Source organism: Pseudomonas aegrilactucae, assembly GCF_019168305.1.
Lineage (GTDB): Bacteria > Pseudomonadota > Gammaproteobacteria > Pseudomonadales > Pseudomonadaceae > Aquipseudomonas > Aquipseudomonas aegrilactucae.
Genome location: NZ_JAHTBI010000026.1, coordinates 72767 through 91569 on the forward strand (window position 1 = coordinate 72767; position 18803 = coordinate 91569).

An 18803-nucleotide genomic window follows, 5' to 3' on the forward strand; every position below is an offset into this window, starting at 1 on the left:
ACGCCATTGCGCCACGCTACCGCCAACTGCTCGGCGTGGACAACCGCGACGCGGTACAACAGCGGATACATTCAATGCTCAGCCGCCCGCGGCACGAGCTGTCCCACTGGCTGTGGTCCGGCCAGTCACGTGGCTGGGCCTTCGAGGGTCGACTGCCTGGCGGTAGTGGCCGTGGCGGCTACCCCGCGGTGTCGCCGGCCACCTCATCGCTACAGTCGCGCTATCGCAACCTGTACCCGCACGCCAGTGCCGAACAGTGCCAGGCCACGCTGGCCGAGTGGGAGGCTGGGGAAACGCCCGTACACGAGCGCCTGCGCAGCCTTGAGCAGTCATTGCAACGCATCAAGAGTGCACTCGGTCTATGGGCCATGCACAGTGAGGCACGTCAGGCGGCCCGCCGGGAAGTACTCGCTGCCTGGCAGCGGGTCTCTGTGCGCCAGATGCCCGAAGGTGAAACGATCGTGCAACTGAACCTGGACTTTCTGGACCTGAATGACGGTGACCTGGAGAGTTTCCCGGTGCTGGAGGCGAACTTCGATCATGTACGCGAACTGTCGCTGGAGCAAAACTCCCTGACCGGCCTGCCCGATGCCTTCCTGCGTCATTTTACCCAACTGCAGCGCGTCAGCCTGAACGGCTGCGAACTCAGCGCCGTACCGCCCGACCTGGGCCTGCAGATTACCGTGCTCGACCTGGCGAACAACCAGCTCGCCTGGAATGACGCCGCCCAGGCCGCCCTGAACGGCTACCCACAGCTCAGCACGCTGGGGCTGTCGAACAACCCGCTGGGGACCGCGCCGGCGGTCACCCACCTCACGCAACTGCAAGAGCTCGACCTGCACAACTGCGGGCTGAGCGCGTTTCCGGCCGGTCTCGACCAGTTGGATGCGCCACACCTGATCGACCTGTCTGGCAACCAGTTGCGTGACCTGCCCACGCTCATCAGCCCTGCCCTGGGACGCGCACTGCGCCTGGAAAACAACCCGCTCAGTGCTGCAGCGCTGCAGGCCATCGAACAGTTCTACAGCATCCACCGCGTCGACCTGCTGATCGCTGAAATCGACTACAGCGAACTGCTCGACGACGCCAGCGTGCAGCAACAGGCGTGCTGGCAGCGCTTGCAGCAGGTGCTGCCGGCGGCCTTCTTTCGCGACCTGCGCGTGATGTTCGACAGCCCGCCCTACGCCGTTGCTCCGGTAACCTACCGACGCCGCTTATGGCGCCTGCTGAGCTGGATGGACGCCGACCCCGCGCTGCGCCAGCAGATCATCGATCGCGCAGGCGCTACCCTGCTCGAGCTTGAGCAACAGGCCGAAGTGGCCCATGCCCTGGCCTGCCCCGAACTGGCAGCACGCTCGCGTGCGTTGCTGGCCGTCACGGTCAATCATGTACGCATGCGAAAAATCGCCTTCGGCGTCATCAGCCTCTCGTTCACCATGTCCGAAGACAGCTATGCAACCCTGTATCAGTGGGCGCTCAAGCGCATCGCCAGCACCCCCGGCATCGACCTGGCCCAGGCACCGACCGCCGATGAACCGGTGATCATCGACGCGCTGGTCGACGTGCTGCCACTGCCGAGTGAGACCTGGGTCGAGCAGCAGCGCAGCCAGGTGCTGGCGATCGACCCGAGCACCGCGCAGGGGCTGGATGAGGTGTTGGCACAGAACCACGAAGAGGAACCGGTGTACCCAGACTGGGACCGGCATTTGCGCGAACGCTTCGCGTCACAGTTTGCGGCCTCGCGTGCCGAACTGGACGAGGCGCTGGAGCAAGCCGGCAGCACATTGAGCGAAGGCGAGCTGATCGGTGAGGCCGCACGCCTGCGTGTGCTCTACGAGCAACGCCTCACGGCCCTGCGCAGAACCCTGACAGAAGGCGTGGCACGCGGCACCATTGACTGAGGGCCTCACACCACGAGGCTGCGTACCCCCAGCAGCCACTGTTCAAAGGCCGGTGCCGGCATGGGCCGGCCAATCAGGTAGCCCTGGCCCTGGTCGCAACCGGCATCGCGCAGGAACGCGTACTGTGCGGGGGTCTCGATGCCTTCGCCAGTAATGCGAAACCCCAGTGCATGGCCAAGGTCGATGATCGCGCGGGTGATCGCAACGTCGTTTTCATCATCCGGAAGGTCCTTGATGAATGCCCGGTCGATCTTCAGGTGATTGATCGGCAACGCCTTCAGATAGGCCAGTGACGAGTAGCCGGTACCGAAGTCGTCCACCGCCGTTGCCACGCCCAGCGCCTGCAGTTGGGCCAACACCTGGCAGGCATGCTGCTGGCTCTCCATCAGCAGGCTTTCGGTGATTTCCACCTCCAGCAGTGCCGGCAGCAGTTGGTGACGCTGCAAGGCCTGGCACAGGCTGCGCACATAGTCGCTGCGCTCGATCTGCACGGCCGCGACGTTGATCGCGATCGGCCCGGGCAGCAGGTCATGCTCGCGCCAATGCTTGATCTGCGCGCACACCAGCTCAAGCACCCGCTCCCCCAGCGGAATGATCAGCCCGGTGCGCTCGGCCAACGGAATGAAATCGGCCGGCGAGATCAGCCCCTGATGTGGATCGCGCCAGCGCAACAAGGCCTCGGCGCCTTCGACCCTGCCGCTGAACAGGTCGATCTTGGGCTGGTACCACAGCTCGAACTCGTTGTGATCCAGCGCACGGCGCAAGGCCCGCTCCAGCGTCAGGCGCTGCTGCAGGCGCTGGGTCATGTCCGGGTGATAGTGGCGCCACGCGTTGCGTCCGCTTTCCTTGGCCACATACATCGCGGTGTCGGCATGACGCATGAGCATTTCGTCAGTGTGACCGTGCTGCGGAAACAGGGCAACACCGATGCTGCCGGTGACCAGCGCCGCGTTGCCCTTGAGTGCGAACGGCGCATGCAGGCACTGCAGCAAGGCATCGATACGAGGCAACGCCTGGTCGCTGGCGTCGGCGCGCTGCAGCAGGAAGGCGAATTCATCGCCCCCCAGGCGACACAGGCTGTCGTCAGGGCCCAGCACCGCACTGAAGCGCTGCGCCGCCTGCTCCAGCAACAGATCGCCCAACGGGTGACCAAGGCTGTCATTGACTTGCTTGAACCCGTCGATATCCAGCACCAGCACCGCCAGTTGACCGTGCGGACCGGCCACCGCCTGCAGCAGGCGCTCGCGAAACAGCACACGGTTGGGCAAGCCGGTGACGGCGTCGAAGTGAGCAAGGCGCTGCAACTGCGCCTGGGAGTGCTTGAGCTCGCCATTGCGCTGGTTGATAAGACGGTTGCTGCGGTTCAGCTGGGCCACGAACAGGCTGAACAGCCCGGTGCAGGTCAGCGCAAAGATGAACAGCGGCGAGGCGAACAGGCTCAACGCCGGCCACCCGCCGCGAGGCGTGGCCGCCAGTTGCCAGGTGCCACCCGGCACATCGACGTTCAGCGTCACCAGGGGTTGCTCGAACAGCTGTGGCGCCCCCCCAGATCACCGCCCCCCGCCGCGCCGTGGCCATCCGCGCCGCGCAGTGCCAGGTCGAAGCGGGTGTCGTCGCTCAGGCCGGCTTCGCGCAGTAGCCGATCGATATCCGCGACGATCGATACATTGCCCCAGTAGAACCGCACGCCCTTGTGACCGCTGAGAAACACCGGCCGCCGGTAGATCAGCCCGCGCCCGCCCTGCACCAGTTGCACCGGCCCGGCCAGCACCGCGCGTGCGTCGTCGCGCGCCTGCAGCAGCAATGGGTACTGTTCAGGCAACTGGCGATAGTCGATGCCGACGATGCCCTGGTTACCCGCCAATGGATACACATCGACAATCACATCGTCAGGTGCCAGCGCGATATGCCGAATATAGGGCACTGACGCTATGGCCTGACGGGCCATGCCGTGAAAGTGCGCGGGGCTGATCTGGCCGTCGGCACTGAGCAGTTGCGCAATACCCTCGGTTTCGCTGAAGGCGGCTCGCAGCTCCGCTTCGACGCTGGCGCGTACGCCTGACAGACGGGCGCTGGCATTGGCGATCAACTCGCTTTCCTGGCGCTGCACGTCAAGGCGCCCGAGGGCCACCGCCAGGCCAATGCCGATCAGCGCAAAGCCGATAGGCAACAGCCGATACGCCGTGGTGCGCAGGCGTGCCGGAAGCATCTGACTATCATCTGGGGCGGATACAGGTAGGGTCATGCTCGGTTTCACTACGCGATACCGGGTTATCGGCGCACCCTGGTCAATATTTAGGTGCGCTGGCTTTTTTCCTGATGTCGGCGTTATGCTCGGCTGAACCGTTTCACCCATCATAGAAAAAGAGGTGCTGCGTCATGGATCGTCTGGATTCACTGTTCCCCGCTGCCGCGGATATTCCCCAGGCGTACCGCTTGGGCGAGCCGCTCGAACAGCGCGACTACCTGGTCGACGGCCAGTTGCAGCGCTGGGACGGCCCACTGGCCACGGTGCGTAGCCCGGTGTGGCTCAAGACCGACGCCGGTGAACAACAGGTGATCCTGGGCAGCGCCCCGCTGCTCGATGCCGACACCGCCCTCACCGCGCTGGACGCTGCCGTGCGTGCCTACGACAAAGGCCGTGGCGCCTGGCCGAACATGCGCGTGGCCGAACGTATCCAGCATGTCGAGGCATTCCTGGCACGTATGCGCGAGCAACGCGAGGCGGTGGTCAAGTTGCTGATGTGGGAGATCGGCAAGAACCTCAAGGACTCCGAAAAGGAGTTCGACCGCACCTGCGACTACATTGTCGACACCATTGGTGCGCTCAAGGAACTGGACCGCCGCTCCAGCCGCTTCGAGCTGGAGCAGGACACCCTTGGCCAGATCCGTCGGGCCCCGCTGGGCGTGGCGCTGTGCATGGGCCCCTACAACTACCCGCTCAACGAAACCTTCACCACGCTGATCCCGGCGCTGATCATGGGCAACACCGTGGTGTTCAAGCCGGCCAAGTTCGGCGTGCTGCTGATTCGCCCGTTGCTGGAGGCGTTTCGCGACAGCTTCCCGGCCGGGGTGATCAACGTGATCTACGGGCGCGGGCGTGAGACCGTGAGTGCGCTGATGGCCAGCGGCAAGGTCGACGTGTTCGCCTTCATCGGTACCAACAAGGCCGCCAGCGACCTGAAAAAGCTCCACCCTCGCCCCCACCGCCTGCGCGCCGCGCTGGGCCTGGACGCGAAGAACCCGGGCATCATCCTGCCCGATGTGGACCTGGACAACGCGGTCAACGAGGCGGTCACCGGCGCCCTCTCCTTCAACGGCCAGCGGTGCACGGCGCTGAAGATCCTGTTCGTGCACGAGCAGGTGGTGGACGCCTTCCTCGACAAGTTCCAGCGCAAGCTTGCCAGCCTCAAGCCCGGCATGCCGTGGGAGCCCGGCGTCAGCCTGACCCCGCTGCCCGAGGCGGGCAAGGTCGACTACCTCGACGGCCTGGTGGCCGATGCAGTGGCCCACGGCGCCAGAGTAGTCAACGAAGGCGGCGGGCAAAGCCGGGGCTCGTTCTTCTATCCGGCCGTGCTGTACCCGGTGAGCGCGCAGATGCGCGTGTACCACGAAGAGCAGTTCGGCCCGGTGGTGCCGGTGGTGCCGTACCGTGATGTGCAGACGGTGATCGACTATGTGCTGGACTCGGACTTCGGCCAGCAGTTGAGCATTTTCGGCACCGATTCGGCGCAGGTCGGCCGGCTGGTCGACACCTTCGCCAACCAGGTCGGGCGCATCAACCTCAATGCCCAGTGCCAGCGCGGGCCGGACACCTACCCGTTCAACGGGCGCAAGAACTCGGCCGAAGGCACCCTGTCGGTGCATGACGCCTTGCGCGTGTTCTCGATCCGCACGCTGGTGGCGACCCGGTTCCAGGACAGCAACAAGCAGTTGATCAGCGACATCATCCGCAACCGCGAATCGAGTTTCCTGACGACTGACTACATCTTCTGATTGCGCAGCAGGCCAAAGGGTACAAGCATAGTTCTGGACTGCGGTGTTCCCTTCGCTGGCAAGCCAGCCCCCACAGATTTTTGTGAGCGCAACTGAACCTTGTGGGAGCTGGCTTGCCAGCGAAGAGGCCCGACCAGACACCACCTGACTGCGTACCAATGGAGGACAACATGGCCACCCGACCCATCCCCGAAGGTCAGCACAGCATCACCCCCTACCTGGGCATCAAGGACGCCGCCAAGGCCATCGACTTCTACAAGGCCGCCTTCGGCGCCACCGAAATGTTCCGCCTCGAAGGCCCCGACGGGCGTATCGGGCATGCCGAACTCAAGATCGGCGACTCCTCGCTGATGCTCGCCGAGCCTTGCGACCAGGCCGGCGGGCTGACCGCCAGCCAGTCGCTCGGCGGCACCGCCGTCGGCCTGCACCTGTATGTCGAGGACGTCGACGCGCGCTTTGCCCAGGCCATCAAGGCCGGCGCCACCGAGGTCAGCGCCGTGCAGGACCAGTTCTACGGCGACCGCAGCGGTACCCTCAAGGACCCGTTCGGCAACCTCTGGTTCGTCGCCACCCATGTGGAGGACGTCAGCGTCGAAGAAATCCGTGCCCGCGCGGCCAAACTGTTCGGCGCAGCCTGACTGCCCCCTGCACACGGCGATGGTCGTGTGCAGGGCTTTGAATTAAGGTGGCAGGCACCGGAAGGCAGGCCAGGATAGTCCATGCGAATCATTGAAAAGAACGCCGCGCTGGTGCGCACCCTCACCCCCGCAGAAGAGGACCTGCTGCGCGGCTTTGCCCAGGGCAGCCTGGAGGGCCCGCGCCTGCTGCAAGCCAACCAGTTGCTGATGAAGGTGCGCGCCGCGGGCCACTGGCTGGCCTGCGATTGCCAGCCCAGCAGCCTGCCGGTGCTCAACGTCAACCTCAACGGCAGTACCGGCACGCTGTTTCTCAAGAACAACCCAGGCACCGCCGAACACGCCACCGGTTGCGCCTTCAGCAAGGACGAGCGTGACGAGGAGGCCCGCCGCAGCGAGCACGACGCCCCGCCCGCCGCCTGGCTGGCGCCGGACACGCCACTGCGCCTGATCGGCGATTTCCAGCGCGCAGGCGCAGGCACTGGCCAGGCCGCTGAAGCGCCCGACAGGCGCGAGCAGCATCGCCTGCTGTCGCTGCTGCTGACGCTGATCGAGGCCAGCGGCCTGAATGTGTATGCCACGCACCTGAAAAAGGACCTCACCGGCCAGTTCGCCGAACTGCGCAGCGTTGCCAACCGCTACCCGCTGATCGAGCGGGTGCCGGCCAGCAACTACCTCGAAACCCGCCTGGACATGAAGCACATGATGATGCTCAAGGCACGCCTGCGCGAGTCCACGGTGTTCGGCAACCATCGACGCCATGGCCTGCTGCTCGACTGCGTCAGCCAGATCAGGACGCGCAAGGTGTACAACGAACGCAGCGAGGACGGCTTCGACTTCCAGGGCCATCACCTGCTGTGGGGCGGCAGCAAGACGCCCGGGCCCTTGCTGGCCCTGGCGGTCTACTCGCCGGCCACCGCGGGCAGCCATTTCTATGAACTGATCCATGTGGCCAGCGTGCCGGTGCTGTCGCGTGGGCAGTTGTTTCCGGTGTACCGCGACGAGGAGCGCGAGCCGCTGAAGATGCTCATCTCGCTGATCGACTGGATGGCCGGCAAAGGCGTCAGGGTGGTCATGCGCCGGCCGGTGATCGGTGGCCAGGTGATGGATGGGCTGGTGCTCAGTTCCGACCTTGACCGGGTACTGTCGGTGTCGCTGACCGAGCAGCCGCTGGGGCCGGAGCCCGAGGCCGAGACGTTCAAGCGCCTTGCCGACTTCAAGAGCCTGGACACCTTCCGCAAGTACGTGGCGGGCTTCTTCATGCGCGGTCGCGAATAGACCGTTGGTCGCCCGCACCGCACCCTTGGCGTGTGTCGACGGACCAATGTCAGGTAGCCCTCTGAACAGGAGCTTGACCATGACCCGTACACCGTTGACCGCTGTGTTGTTTGCTGCCCTGCTGGGCGCCCAGGCCACGCTGGCCGTGGCCGCGGGCACAGGCCCGACCAACCCAGGCGATGGCATCCAGAACCCCGCACCGGCGGGCTCGGGGGTAGACATGACCCCCAACGAGCCGCCGATCCCCAGCGGTACAGACCCCCGCACCCAGGGCAATGACGATGGCCGCCAGGGCGGTGCCGATACCGATGGCAGCCGCCGCCAGAGCACCGATGGCACCGGGTCCGAGACCAGCGGCAGCAAGGGGGGTCGGGGGCAAGGATAGCGGGGGGTGTCAGCGGCTCTGGTGGCAGTTGATCTGAAAAGCTTCGCTGGCAAGCCAGCTCCCACAGGGTCATGCAGTGCTCACAAAAACCTGTGGGCGCCGGCGTTGCCGGCGAAGGCCTCACCACTGTTTGCGATCTGGCCGCGTAAGCCCCAGCTTCTCGATCCGATAGCGCAACATGTCGCGGCTCAACCCCAGCAAACGGGCCGACTTGGTCACGTTCCAGTCGGTACGGTCGAGCATCTTGCGCACCATGTCGCGCTCCACCTCCGGCAGGTTCATCGATTCCATCGGGTCCTGTTGCAGCGGGCGCGCATCATGCACCGGCAGCGACGACAGCTCCAGCGGCTCGTCCACCAGGCTCATGCACACGTTCAACTGGTGCGGCGCGATCACCTCGCCCTGCGCCAGCAGCACGGTCTGCTCCAGCATGTTGCGCAGCTCGCGCACATTGCCCGGCCAGCTGTAGCTGAGCATCAGGTCCTCGGCCTCGGCACTGAAGCGCAGTTGCCCCTTGCCATAGCGCTTGGCGTGCTGGGCCAGAAAATGCCGCGCCAGCAGCAGGATGTCTTCGCCCCGCGCATACAGCCGCGGCACCTTGATCGAGATGATGCGCAGGCGAAAGAACAGGTCCCGGCGAAACTTGCCCTGCTGCACCATCTGCTCCAGGTTGCAGTTGGTGGCACTGATGATGCGCAAATCGACCTTGCGCTCCTTCACCGCACCAATGCGCCGGATGGTGCGGTCTTCCAGCAGCTTGAGCAGCTTGGCCTGCAGCAGCAGGTCCATTTCACCGATCTCGTCGAGAAACAGCGTGCCGCCGTCAGCCGCCTCCACCAGCCCCACGCGTCGCTCCTTGGCATCGGTGAACGCACCCTTCTCGTGGCCGAACAACTCGGCCTCGAGCAGGTTGGCCGGGATCGAGGCACAGTTGAATTCGATGAACGGCCCCTTGCAGCGCACACCGTCAAAGTGCAACGCCCGCGCCACCAGCTCCTTGCCGGTACCCGTCTCGCCCTCCACCAGCACTGGCGGCAGGTCGCCGCTGGTCATGCGCTGCTCGGCCTCGAGCAACTGGCCGATGGTGCGCTTGAGCCCGAGCATCGCCGGCGACTCGCCGATCAGCGCCTGCCCGCCCGACTTCTGCGCCTCGCGCTCCTGGTAGAACGACAGCGTGCGCTCCATGCGCTCGGTGGCCAGCGCCTTGTCCAGCATCAGCTTGAGCTCGGCCAGCGCCACCGGCTTGGTCAGGTAGTGGAACGCGCCCTCCTTCATGGCCGTGACCGCGTCCTCGACGTTGCCATAGCCGGTCATCATGATCACCTTCAGGTCCGGCGCACGGCTCATCAGGGTCCTGAGCAACTCATGGCCGTTCATGCCGGGCAATGAGTTGTCGGTCAGGACCGCGTCGGGCTGTACGCGCTGCAACTGCTCCAGGGCCTCCTCTGCCGAATGGCAGACGGTCACCTCGAACTGCTTGCGCTCCAGATACGTCTGGATGTTCCGGGCGAGGATTTCATCATCCTCCACCACCAGGATGCTGTGCTCCATGTTCCCCTCCGGCCATCGTGAAAGTCAGGCTGACACGGGTTCCTTCCTGTTCGCGGCTGGTCAGGCTGACCGCACCGCCAAAGCGCTCCATGATCCGTTTGACCAGTACCAGGCCGACGCCAAGGCCGCCCTGCTTGGTGGTGAAAAACGGTTTGAACACCATACGTTCCTGCTGCTGGGTCATGCCCTTGCCGGTGTCGCTCAGGCTCATCTGCACCTGCCGATCACCCTCCAGCACACGTACCTCGATACGCAGCCGGCCGCCTCCGGGCATGGCCTCCACGGCGTTGGAAAACAGACTGTTGAGGATCTGCGTCAACAGGACCGGCTGGCTGACCACTGCCGCCGCCCGTGGCAGGTCCAGCTCGACCTGCACGCCACAGCGCTGGATCTGCTGGGCAAAGGCATGCCGGGTGTCGTCGATCGCCGCCAGCAGGTCGACCGCTTCGGCATCGTCGTTCACCGGGCGCAAGGACACCAGCAGCTCACGCACCCAACGCGACATACGGTCGACCTGGCTGATGATGTCGTCGATGTTCTTCTGCGCCGGCGCACTGGCTACCTCGTGGGCCAGTTCGGCGCTGGAGCGAATGGTCGCCAGCGGGTTGCGCAGGCTGTGCGCCACCGCCGAGGACATCTCGCCCAGCGCCACGAAGGTCTCGCTGGCGACCAGCTGGGTCTGCTGCGTGGCCAGCATGCTCGCGCCGCGGCGCACGATCCAGAACAGCCCCAGGTACAGCAGCAAGCCGCCCAGGATGGTGCTGGTCCAGATCAGCAGGTAACCGCGCTGGATCCGCTTGATCAGGTCCTGCGGCTCTTTGTAGATCTCCACCATCGACACCACGCGGGTACCGCTGGCATCGAACATCGGGATGTAGTTCTCGATGAACAGGTAGTTGGGCTCGCGCAGAAAACGCTGCTCGTCGCGATCGTCATCGGCCTTGTGATAGCTGGCCGACACCGGCATCCTGGATTCGAACGACTCGTCCAGGTCGTCATCGGCCTCGATCCTGCGCCCCACCAGCTCCGGGTTGGTCGACCAGACGATGGTACGGTCCAGCGCATAGACGTTGCCAGCAGGTTGTCGGGCAGGTGCTCGACGTGGTCTAGAAACTCGATGCGCGCCCCCGCCGCCACGTCGGCCGACACCTGCGGGTAGCTTTCGTCCTGGCGCGGGTCGAGCAGGTCGCCCATGGTGATACCGTCGGGAATGCGTGCATGGCGCACCTCGGCCTGGGCCATGGCCTGGATGAACTGGGCGGTGAGCAGGGCATCGCGCTCCACGCTGTCATCCACCACAAAGCGCGTCGACACGTAACCCAGCCCCGCCGCCACGCAGGTGATGATCACCAGGCTGACCAGCGAAAACCAGCGCAGCAGATTGAACGGCCCCTGCGCCCTGAAGGGGGCCTGCCGGGCAGCGGCGTCGCGGGTCAGGCTGTCGTTATTGAGCGTCTGCATCGATCACATCCTGCCGGGACGCCGGCCTCCATAAGCTTATAGACCAGCCCGGCGTCGCCGTTGCACATGATTAGCTATGACCCCACGCGGGGTGATAGGCAAACGAGGTGGCGCACCGTAAATGGGGAATGCCCCCCGCTAACGGGGGCCACGGCGAAAGTTCAGCATCACGCAGGTGCCCTGCCCCTCGTGACTGCTGAGCCGCGCAGTACCGCCAAAACGCTCCATGATGCGCCGTACCAGCACCAGGCCGACGCCCAGGCCACCCTGCTTGGTGGTAAAGAACGGCTTGAACGCCATGCGCTGCTGCGTGTGGCTCATGCCCTTGCCGGTATCACACACGCGCAGCAGCACCTGCCGACGCTTGTGGCGCAGTACCTGCAACTGCAACTGGCCCCCCTCGGGCATCGCCTCCAAGGCGTTGCTGATCAGGCTGTTGAGGATTTGCCTGAGCATCACCGGATGGCTGAGCACGCTGACCTGCGCCAGGCCATCGACCTTGAGCGTCACGCCCGCGTTGGCCACTTGCCGGGCATGTGCCTGCAGGCAATCGTTGATGGCAGGCTCAAGCGCCACCGCTTCGGCCTGGTCGGTCAGCGGACGCAGCGACTGCAACAGCTCGCGCACCCACTGCGACATGCGATCGACCTGGCTGATGATGTCGCCGATATTGCGCTGTGCCGCGCCATCGTCGAACTCCTGGGCCAGCTCGGCGCTGGAGCGGATGCTGGCCAGCGGGTTGCGCAGGCTGTGCGCCACGGCCGACGACATCTCGCCCAGCGCGACAAAGGTTTCGTTGCTGATCAGTTGCTTCTGCTGCAGCGCCAACTGCCGCGCCGCGCGCCGCACGATCCAGTACAGACTGCAGTACACCACTGCCGCCCCCAGTGTGGTGCCCAGCCAGATCAGCAGCAGGCCGTTCTTGATCCGCCCGATCAGGTCCTTGGGCTCCTTGTAGATCTCCACCATGGCGGTGACCTCTTCGCCACTGGCATCGAACAGCGGAATATAGTTTTCGATGAACAGGTCCTGCGGCGGGGTGATGAATTTCTGCTCGCTGCGCGCGTCATCGACGTTGTGGTAGCTGGCCGAGACATGCACCTTGTAGTCGAATGCGCGCTCCAGATCGTCATCGGACTCGATCATGCGCCCCACCAGCGCCGGGTTGCTCGACCAGATCACCATGCGGTCCGGTGCATAGATGTTGGCCAGCAGCACATCGGGCAGGTGCGCGATATGGTCGAGGAACTCCCAGCGCGCCGCCCGCCGCGCCTCGGCCGGCACATCCGGATGGCTCTGGTCCAGGCGCGGGTCGAGCAACTCGCCCATGGTGCGCACATCCGGGATCGACACATGGCGCACTTCGGCCGAGGCGATGGCCTGGATGAACTGGGCCGTCAGCAAGGCATCGCGCTCGACGCTCTCGTTGATCACGAACCGGCTGGAGATCAGCCCCAGGCCGATCGACAGCGTGACGATCACCGCCAGGCTCACCACCGCGTACCAGCGCAGCAGGTTGAACGGTTGCCGACCCGGTGCGGGGCGGGTGGCGTTGGCGCACGCGGCTGGGCTCTCCTGACGAGTCATCGATGGCCATCCCCGAAAAGAGTACCCCCTAAGGTATAGCCCAGTGCCATGAGCGCGCGACAACCGCCGCCCCCGAAAGTTGCCCCACCGCCCCCAACCCTGGGTCCTGCCCCCCGACGCCCCGCCCCGCCCTGCGACCGCCGACACCCGCGCAACCCTCTGGATACGGGCCTGACAGGCGATATCGGCGGTTTGGTACGGAAGTTGCCAAAACCCCTGCAGACGACCCAAACCCTTGGGCCCGATTGCAAGAGGAACGCACTCATGCACCGTCCAACGCCCCACCCCCTGGCCTTGCTGGTATGGGCCACCCTGATCCAGACGTCGGCCCAGGCCGCGTTGTTCGATGTCGACCAAGGCACCTACCTGCCGGAAAACGGCGGCTTTGCCGCGTGGTACCAGGACAGCCACGGCCGGGTGCTCGACCTGTGCCTGTCCAAGGCCGTGAGTTCGCGAGTGGCCGGCGCGCCCGGTGCCCCGTCGTACATGTGCAACCTGCTGCCCACCCCCGGCGTGTTCGATGACGCCCAGCCCATCGTGTTCCCTACCAACTTCCCCGACGAGGCGTTCTGGTTCACCGCTGATGCGGCGCTGGTCGACGCCGCCCGCGGTATCGACCTGAGCTACGGCAGCGCCATCGAAGCGGCGTTTGCAGCCGAAGAGCCGGTCGAAGGCGACCAGGTCAGCTTTGCCCGGGTACGCATCCGCGTCGATGTGCCGGTGGCCGGCACCTACATCATCACCCACCCCTACGGCGTCGAAGTGTTCGATGTGCCCGCTGCCGGGCGCCGCGCCATCAACATGACCCGCGACATCGGCATCGGCGCGCCGCAGACCTATACCGGCGCGCTGAAGGGCGATGTCGGCCCGTTCCTGCGCAGCGTCAACGGGCCCTATACCGAGACCAACCCGCTGACCGGTGCCAGCGAGCGCTACATCGGCGATCCCAACCTCACCGAAGCGGTCACCGGCAGCCCGTTCAATACCAACTTCGTGCGCATCGAAGGGCCCAACGGCCTGGACCTGCGTACCCCGCTGTTCTCCATCTCCGGCAAGCTCTCCACGGTGGTGCGCCCGACCCCGCTGATCCCGCTGCGCAGTACCTACTCGCGGCGCACCGAAAACGGCAACCCGGTGGCCCAGCAGGACGTATTCGTGCAGGCCCCGCCACCGCCCGCCAGCGTCAGCCTGAGCAGCCAGAGCCCGGCCCTGGCCTTTGTCGAAAGCACCAGCACCGGTGCCTGGTACGCGCAGTCGGCACTCAACCCGAGCCTGCCCACACAACTGCTGGTAACCGTCGACAACCAGTTGGCGATCCCCAGCAGCACACCGACCACCGCCAGCCTGTCGCTCACCGACCTGGTGAGCATCCAGCGCGCCGAGTACAGCCTGTCGTCGGGGCAACTGACCCTGACCGCCTCGACCAGCGACGAAATCACCCCGCCCGTGCTCACCGCCACCACCGCCGAAGGCGCAGGGGTGGGTGCACTCAGCGGCGAAGGGCCGCTCAAGAGCCTGACCACCGGCCTGTCGCCGATACCGCCGGCACGCGTCGTGGTGACCAGCAGCAACGGCGGCAGCGACAGCGAAGAAGTGGTGATCCTGCCATGAGCCCAATCACGCCACGTCCCGTAGCGACTGCGGTCGCAGGAGGCAGCATGAACAAATTGCCACGCCTGGCGCTGTGCGCAGCCGGGCTCAGCTTCACCCTCAGCGGCGTTGCCTGGGCGGCCTTGTCCGAGGTCGACCCCGGCCCCTACACCCTGGCCACCGGGCGCTACCCGATGTGGTACAAGGACAGCACCGACCTGTCGCTGGAACTGTGCCAGTCCCGGGCGGCCAGCTCGCGGGTACCGGCATCGGTACCGCCGGCCTACATGTGCACCCTGCTGCCGGAGCCGGGCATCTACGATGACGCCCTGCCGCTGGTGTTCCCCGACAACTGGCCGCCGGAGATGTTCTGGTACCTGGCCGAAACCGCGATCCCCCAAGTCGGCAACAGCGGCTTCGAACTGGACGCCTATGTTGCCGGGCTGGAAGCGGCCTTTGCCGCCGAGAACCCGGTCGATGGCGACCAGCAGAGCTTTGCACGCATCCGTCTGCGGGTCTCGGTGCCGGTTGCCGGCACCTACACCATCACCCACCCCTACGGTGTCGAGACGGTCAACGTCACCGCGCCCGGGCGGCGCGCCATCAACATCACCCGCGACGTCGGGATCGGCGCGCCGGGCGACTTCAGCGGCGCGCTGACCGGCGCCGTCGGGCCGTTCCTGCACAGCGTCAACGGCCCCTACAGCGAGATCAACCCGGACACCGGTGCCACCGAGACCTTCATCGGCGACCCCAACCTCACCGAGGCCGTCACCGGCAGCCCGTTCAACACCAACTTCGTGCGTATCGAAGGCCCCGGCGGCCGGGTCATCCAGACCACCCTGTTCACCCTGTCGGGCAAGGTGCTCGATGCCCGCACGCAAACCGCGGTGGAAATGCGCCGCGCCAGCTACCGTCGCACCGCCGCCGGCACCCGCGTCGAGGTGTTCGCCAAGTCCGACAACAGCGCCAGCCTGTGCCTGCGCGAAACCCTGGCGCTGGTGCCGGGCACGCCCGCCTCGCCCTGCCAGTACAACCTGCAGTCGGACAACAACGGCCTGTTCTTCGCCCAGCGCCTGATCCCCGGTGCACCGCCCGCCGTGGTGGTACTCACCGCCAGCAGCCCGACCGGCAGCACGCGGCCCACGGCGATCTCGGCCAAGCTTGGCGACGTGGTCAAGGTGCAGACTGCACGCTACGACTGGAGCAACAAACGCCTGCTGATCGAGGCCCGCTCCAGTGACGAAGTGGTGGTGCCGGACCTGGTCGCGCAGGGTTACGGGCGCCTGTCCAAGGCCGGCACCCTGCAAAGCCTGACCATCAACGACCTGGCGCAACCACCGGCCACGGTCACGGTGAAATCCGCTGCCGGTGGCAGCGACAGCGAACCGGTGCTGGTGGTCGGCAGCGCGCCAAGCCAGGCCGACAACCAGGCGCCCGTGGCCGTGGCCGACAGCGGCAGTACCAGCTTCGGCGTACCCCTGAGCCTGAGCCTGCTGGGCAACGACAGCGACCCGGACGGTGACCTGCCGCTGACCATCAGCGACCTCACCCAGCCGGCCACCGACCAGGGTTCGGTGGCCGCCAGCGGCGCCACCGCCGTGGTGTATACGCCGCCGGCAGTGGTCAACGCACCGCTGGTGGCGACATTCACCTACCGTGCGATGGACAAGAAAGGGCTGAAATCGGCGGCGCCGGCCACGGTCACCGTCAACGTCGCCCCCAACCAGGCGCCCACCGCCGTCAACGACAGCGTGGCTACCCTGGGCGTACCGCTGAGCATCGACGTGCTGGCCAACGACACCGACCCCGAGGGCAACCTGCCGCTGGCCGTAGCCAGTGTCACCCCGCCGCCGACCGGTCGCGGCACCGTCGCCATCACCGGCACCCAGGTCACCTACACGCCACCGGCGACGGTCACCACAGCCTTCAGCACCAGCTTCGGCTACGTCGCCCGCGACGCACTGGGGGCGCTGTCGAACACCGGCACGGTCAGCGTGCAGGTCTCGCCACGGCCGGCAGCCGAAACCTTCGCCGTCACCGCGGCCACGGTGCAGGCGCGCTCCAACAACCGCTTCAACTGGGACATCAGCGGCACCTCTTCGGTGATCACCGGCAACACCATCACCGTGCAGGTCACCACCACGGCGGGCCTGGTCACCCTGGGCACCACCACCGTACCGCTGACCGGTCGCTGGCGGCTGACGGTGAACAACAGCACCACTGCCATACCGACTGCCGCGCCCACGGCGACCATCCGCAGCAGCCAGGGCACGGTACGCACCGTCCCGGTGGTTGTGCAGTAACGGAGGCATAGCCCATGCACCGCCTGGCCCCCCTGCTGTTCTGCCTGGCCCTTACCGGCCAGGCGGTGCAGGCCGACGACCTGATGGACAACGCAGACCTGGCCCCCACCAGCGACCTGGGTGAACCGATGCTGTTGCTGCCGGCTTCGGCGCCGGCTGGCCAGCAGGCCGTGATCGACCAGAACGGCACGGCCAACCGTGCCGCCATCGGCCAGGACGGCCAGGCCCTGCTGGGGCGCATCGTGCAGTCGGGCGGTGCGCAGGAGGCCTACATCCTGCAGCAGGGTAGCGACCTGATGGCTGCGATCAGCCAGCAGGGCAACGGCAACAGTGCATCGATCATCCAGAGTGGCAGCAGCAACCGGGCCGAAATCGCCCAGATCGGCAACAGCAACAGCGCAACCATCCAGCAGGCCGGCACGGGGCTTTCCAGCTCGGTGGTGCAGGCCGGCAATGGTCTGCACGTGCAGGTCAACCAATACCGTTAGTCAATTGTCTGGAGGCACCACCATGTTCAAGCTCGCTCCCCTCAGCGCCGCCATTGTCCTGGGCCTGGTCGGCCAGGCCATGGCCGACGACAGCACCTCGACCCAGAGCCAGTTCGGCACTGAAAACATCGGCGAGGTCAAACAGCTCGCCGCGCCGCTCAGCACCACCACCCAGACCCAGTTCGGCCTGGGCAACAACTCTGCGGCCTTGCAGGACAGTTCCAGCGCAGACATCCAGCAACTGCACCAGGGCCAATACAACGCAGGCTACGCCGAACAGCTGTTCGAGGGTGCCAGCACCATCAGCCAGCAGGCCGCCGGCAGTTTCAACAACACCCACGCCAGCCAGTCGCTGGGCCAGTCCAACCAGGCGACCCAGGTACAGGAAGGCAGCGGCAACTTCTCGTTCATCTACCAGGACAGCCAGGTCGGCAGCCAGGGCACCACCTTACAGTACGGTGACAGCAACGAAGCCAACGTCGAGCAGTTGTTTGGCGGCGCGGGCAACAATGCCCTGATCATCCAGAGCGGCAGTGGCAACTTCAGCGCTGCCGAACACCAGGGCCACAACGACGGGCAGATCGGCATCTACCAGGGTGGCGAAGGCAACTGGGCCTATGGCGACCAGACGGCCGGCATCGGCGGCACCCTCAGCATCACCCAGAGCGGCGCCTACAACAGCTCCGAGGTGTGGCAGGACACGCAGCTCGGCAGCCAGGCGATGGTCCAGCAGTATGGGCAGACCAACGAAGGCATCATCGACCAGAGCTTTGGTGAGAGTAACCTGGCCACGATCATCCAGGCTGGCGACCTCAACGCCATCTATGCCGACCAGTACGAGTCGTTGAACTCGGTGACCAGCTTGTACCAGACCGGTACCGGCAACGTGCACTTCACCTACCAGAGTGGCGACAGCCATGTGCTGACTGCCAGTTCCAGCGGTACCGGCAACAAGGTGCTGGCCAGCAACTGGAAGGGTGACAAGGCCGGTGGCCAGTTCGGTACCGGGCAGCGTGCCGAGGTGCATCAGGTGGGGGCAGGCAACAGTGCCAACCTGACGCAGGATGGCATAGCGCAGCTGGCGCGGCTGAACCAGAACGGCGCTCGCAACACGGCCGAGCTGACTCAGATCGACAGCAACAACGAGCTGTATTTCGAGCAGAACGGCAGCGACAACCTGTTGATTGCCGACCAGCGTGGTACTGACAACTATGCGACGGGCAGCAGCAATGGCACGGCCAACAGCATCCAGCTGGAGCAGTCTGGCAGTGGAAACCAGAGTTATACCTGGCAGCTGTATGGCGACAACAACTCGGCCAGCATCAAGCAGACCGATGGTGTGAACGTGGCGTATGTCACCCAGGGTGGTTCGGGCAACCAGGCCATGGTGGACCAGAGTGGCGCGAACATGAGCGCGACCATCCAGCAGTTCGGTGCTGCCAACCAGGCGACTGTGCTGCAGCAATGAGATTCCCCGCTTTGGCCGCGACTGGCGATGGGCTGGTCGCGGTCTTTTTTTTGGGGGGAAATTGGGTGATTGGTTGTTGGTGGTGACTGGTGGCTAGTGGTCCCAGCAAACATCTGCTGCCGGGCTACCAGGGCTGGCAACTCAAATCTCACAGGCC

At 65.6% G+C, this 18803-nt stretch carries 12 protein-coding genes and 1 pseudogene; 8 read left to right on the plus strand and 5 right to left on the minus strand.

The genetic code is table 11. The annotated features are described in order from the left end of the window. Positions 1-1906: 1906 nt before the first annotated feature. Both KUO17_RS08215 and KUO17_RS26940 read right to left on the minus strand, forming a co-directional pair. Positions 1907-3415: a putative bifunctional diguanylate cyclase/phosphodiesterase gene (locus KUO17_RS08215; protein WP_341869596.1), complete on the minus strand. Its 1509-nt coding sequence runs from the start codon at positions 3413-3415 to the stop codon at positions 1907-1909. Further along, on the minus strand, positions 3412-4110 hold the full coding sequence (locus KUO17_RS26940) for a CHASE domain-containing protein (RefSeq protein WP_341869597.1): 699 nt from the start codon (positions 4108-4110) through the stop codon (positions 3412-3414). Before KUO17_RS26940 ends, KUO17_RS08215 begins: the two co-directional genes overlap by 4 nt. 170 nt (positions 4111-4280) lie before the next feature. On the opposite strand from KUO17_RS26940, the gene KUO17_RS08220 reads away from it, so the two are divergent. The 4 genes from KUO17_RS08220 (at position 4281) to KUO17_RS08235 (ending at position 8195) form a co-directional block, all read left to right on the plus strand. Continuing rightward, positions 4281-5897, plus strand: coding sequence for an NADP-dependent glyceraldehyde-3-phosphate dehydrogenase (locus tag KUO17_RS08220; RefSeq protein ID WP_217974941.1), 1617 nt, complete (start codon positions 4281-4283; stop codon positions 5895-5897). 170 nt (positions 5898-6067) lie between these two features. Then, the gene (locus KUO17_RS08225; RefSeq protein WP_217974943.1) at positions 6068-6535 is read left to right on the plus strand and encodes a VOC family protein; all 468 of its coding nucleotides are present in this window, start codon (positions 6068-6070) and stop codon (positions 6533-6535) included. 81 nt (positions 6536-6616) lie between these two features. Continuing rightward, the gene (locus tag KUO17_RS08230) at positions 6617-7810 is read left to right on the plus strand and encodes a hypothetical protein (RefSeq protein ID WP_217974945.1); all 1194 of its coding nucleotides are present in this window, start codon (positions 6617-6619) and stop codon (positions 7808-7810) included. Between the two features lie 79 nt (positions 7811-7889). Beyond that, entirely contained in the window at positions 7890-8195 is a 306-nt protein-coding gene (locus KUO17_RS08235) for a hypothetical protein (RefSeq protein WP_217974947.1), read from the plus strand. A gap of 120 nt (positions 8196-8315) precedes the next feature. Here the strand turns inward: KUO17_RS08235 and KUO17_RS08240 are convergent, their stop codons facing one another. From KUO17_RS08240 to KUO17_RS08250, 3 genes and pseudogenes are all read right to left on the minus strand, one after another. Continuing rightward, on the minus strand, positions 8316-9746 hold the full coding sequence (locus KUO17_RS08240) for a sigma-54-dependent transcriptional regulator (RefSeq protein WP_217974949.1): 1431 nt from the start codon (positions 9744-9746) through the stop codon (positions 8316-8318). Next, a pseudogene (locus tag KUO17_RS08245) lies at positions 9715-11207 on the minus strand (sensor histidine kinase). Before KUO17_RS08245 ends, KUO17_RS08240 begins: the two are co-directional and overlap by 32 nt. 138 nt (positions 11208-11345) lie before the next feature. Beyond that, complete coding sequence (locus KUO17_RS08250; protein ID WP_217974951.1) at positions 11346-12794, minus strand: sensor histidine kinase; 1449 nt, start codon at positions 12792-12794, stop codon at positions 11346-11348. A 264-nt stretch (positions 12795-13058) separates the two neighbouring features. On the opposite strand from KUO17_RS08250, the gene KUO17_RS08255 reads away from it, so the two are divergent. From KUO17_RS08255 to KUO17_RS08270, 4 genes are read left to right on the plus strand one after another with little or no spacing between them, the layout of a single operon-like run. Then, complete coding sequence (locus KUO17_RS08255; protein WP_217974953.1) at positions 13059-14405, plus strand: hypothetical protein; 1347 nt, start codon at positions 13059-13061, stop codon at positions 14403-14405. Positions 14406-14452: 47 nt separating this feature from the next. Next, positions 14453-16690 (plus strand): Ig-like domain-containing protein, encoded by a 2238-nt coding sequence (locus KUO17_RS08260; protein WP_217974954.1) that lies wholly within the window; start codon positions 14453-14455, stop codon positions 16688-16690. Between the two features lie 14 nt (positions 16691-16704). Continuing rightward, positions 16705-17178 (plus strand): curlin, encoded by a 474-nt coding sequence (locus KUO17_RS08265; protein ID WP_217974956.1) that lies wholly within the window; start codon positions 16705-16707, stop codon positions 17176-17178. Positions 17179-17200: 22 nt separating this feature from the next. Then, positions 17201-18646 (plus strand): curlin, encoded by a 1446-nt coding sequence (locus KUO17_RS08270; protein ID WP_217974959.1) that lies wholly within the window; start codon positions 17201-17203, stop codon positions 18644-18646. Positions 18647-18803: the final 157 nt, after the last annotated feature.

Excerpts from the sequence above, each read along its gene's own strand:
- KUO17_RS08230 (WP_217974945.1), top strand. The coding sequence starts at position 6,617 with ATGCGAATCATTGAAAAGAACGCCGCGCTGGTGCGCACCCTCACCCCC.
- KUO17_RS08235 (WP_217974947.1), top strand. The coding sequence starts at position 7,890 with ATGACCCGTACACCGTTGACCGCTGTGTTGTTTGCTGCCCTGCTGGGC.
- KUO17_RS08225 (WP_217974943.1), top strand. The coding sequence starts at position 6,068 with ATGGCCACCCGACCCATCCCCGAAGGTCAGCACAGCATCACCCCCTAC.
- KUO17_RS26940 (WP_341869597.1), bottom strand. The coding sequence starts at position 4,110 with ATGCTTCCGGCACGCCTGCGCACCACGGCGTATCGGCTGTTGCCTATC.
- KUO17_RS08265 (WP_217974956.1), top strand. The coding sequence starts at position 16,705 with ATGCACCGCCTGGCCCCCCTGCTGTTCTGCCTGGCCCTTACCGGCCAG.
- KUO17_RS08255 (WP_217974953.1), top strand. The coding sequence starts at position 13,059 with ATGCACCGTCCAACGCCCCACCCCCTGGCCTTGCTGGTATGGGCCACC.
- KUO17_RS08250 (WP_217974951.1), bottom strand. The coding sequence starts at position 12,794 with ATGACTCGTCAGGAGAGCCCAGCCGCGTGCGCCAACGCCACCCGCCCC.
- KUO17_RS08240 (WP_217974949.1), bottom strand. The coding sequence starts at position 9,746 with ATGGAGCACAGCATCCTGGTGGTGGAGGATGATGAAATCCTCGCCCGG.
- KUO17_RS08260 (WP_217974954.1), top strand. The coding sequence starts at position 14,453 with ATGAACAAATTGCCACGCCTGGCGCTGTGCGCAGCCGGGCTCAGCTTC.
- KUO17_RS08220 (WP_217974941.1), top strand. The coding sequence starts at position 4,281 with ATGGATCGTCTGGATTCACTGTTCCCCGCTGCCGCGGATATTCCCCAG.
- KUO17_RS08270 (WP_217974959.1), top strand. The coding sequence starts at position 17,201 with ATGTTCAAGCTCGCTCCCCTCAGCGCCGCCATTGTCCTGGGCCTGGTC.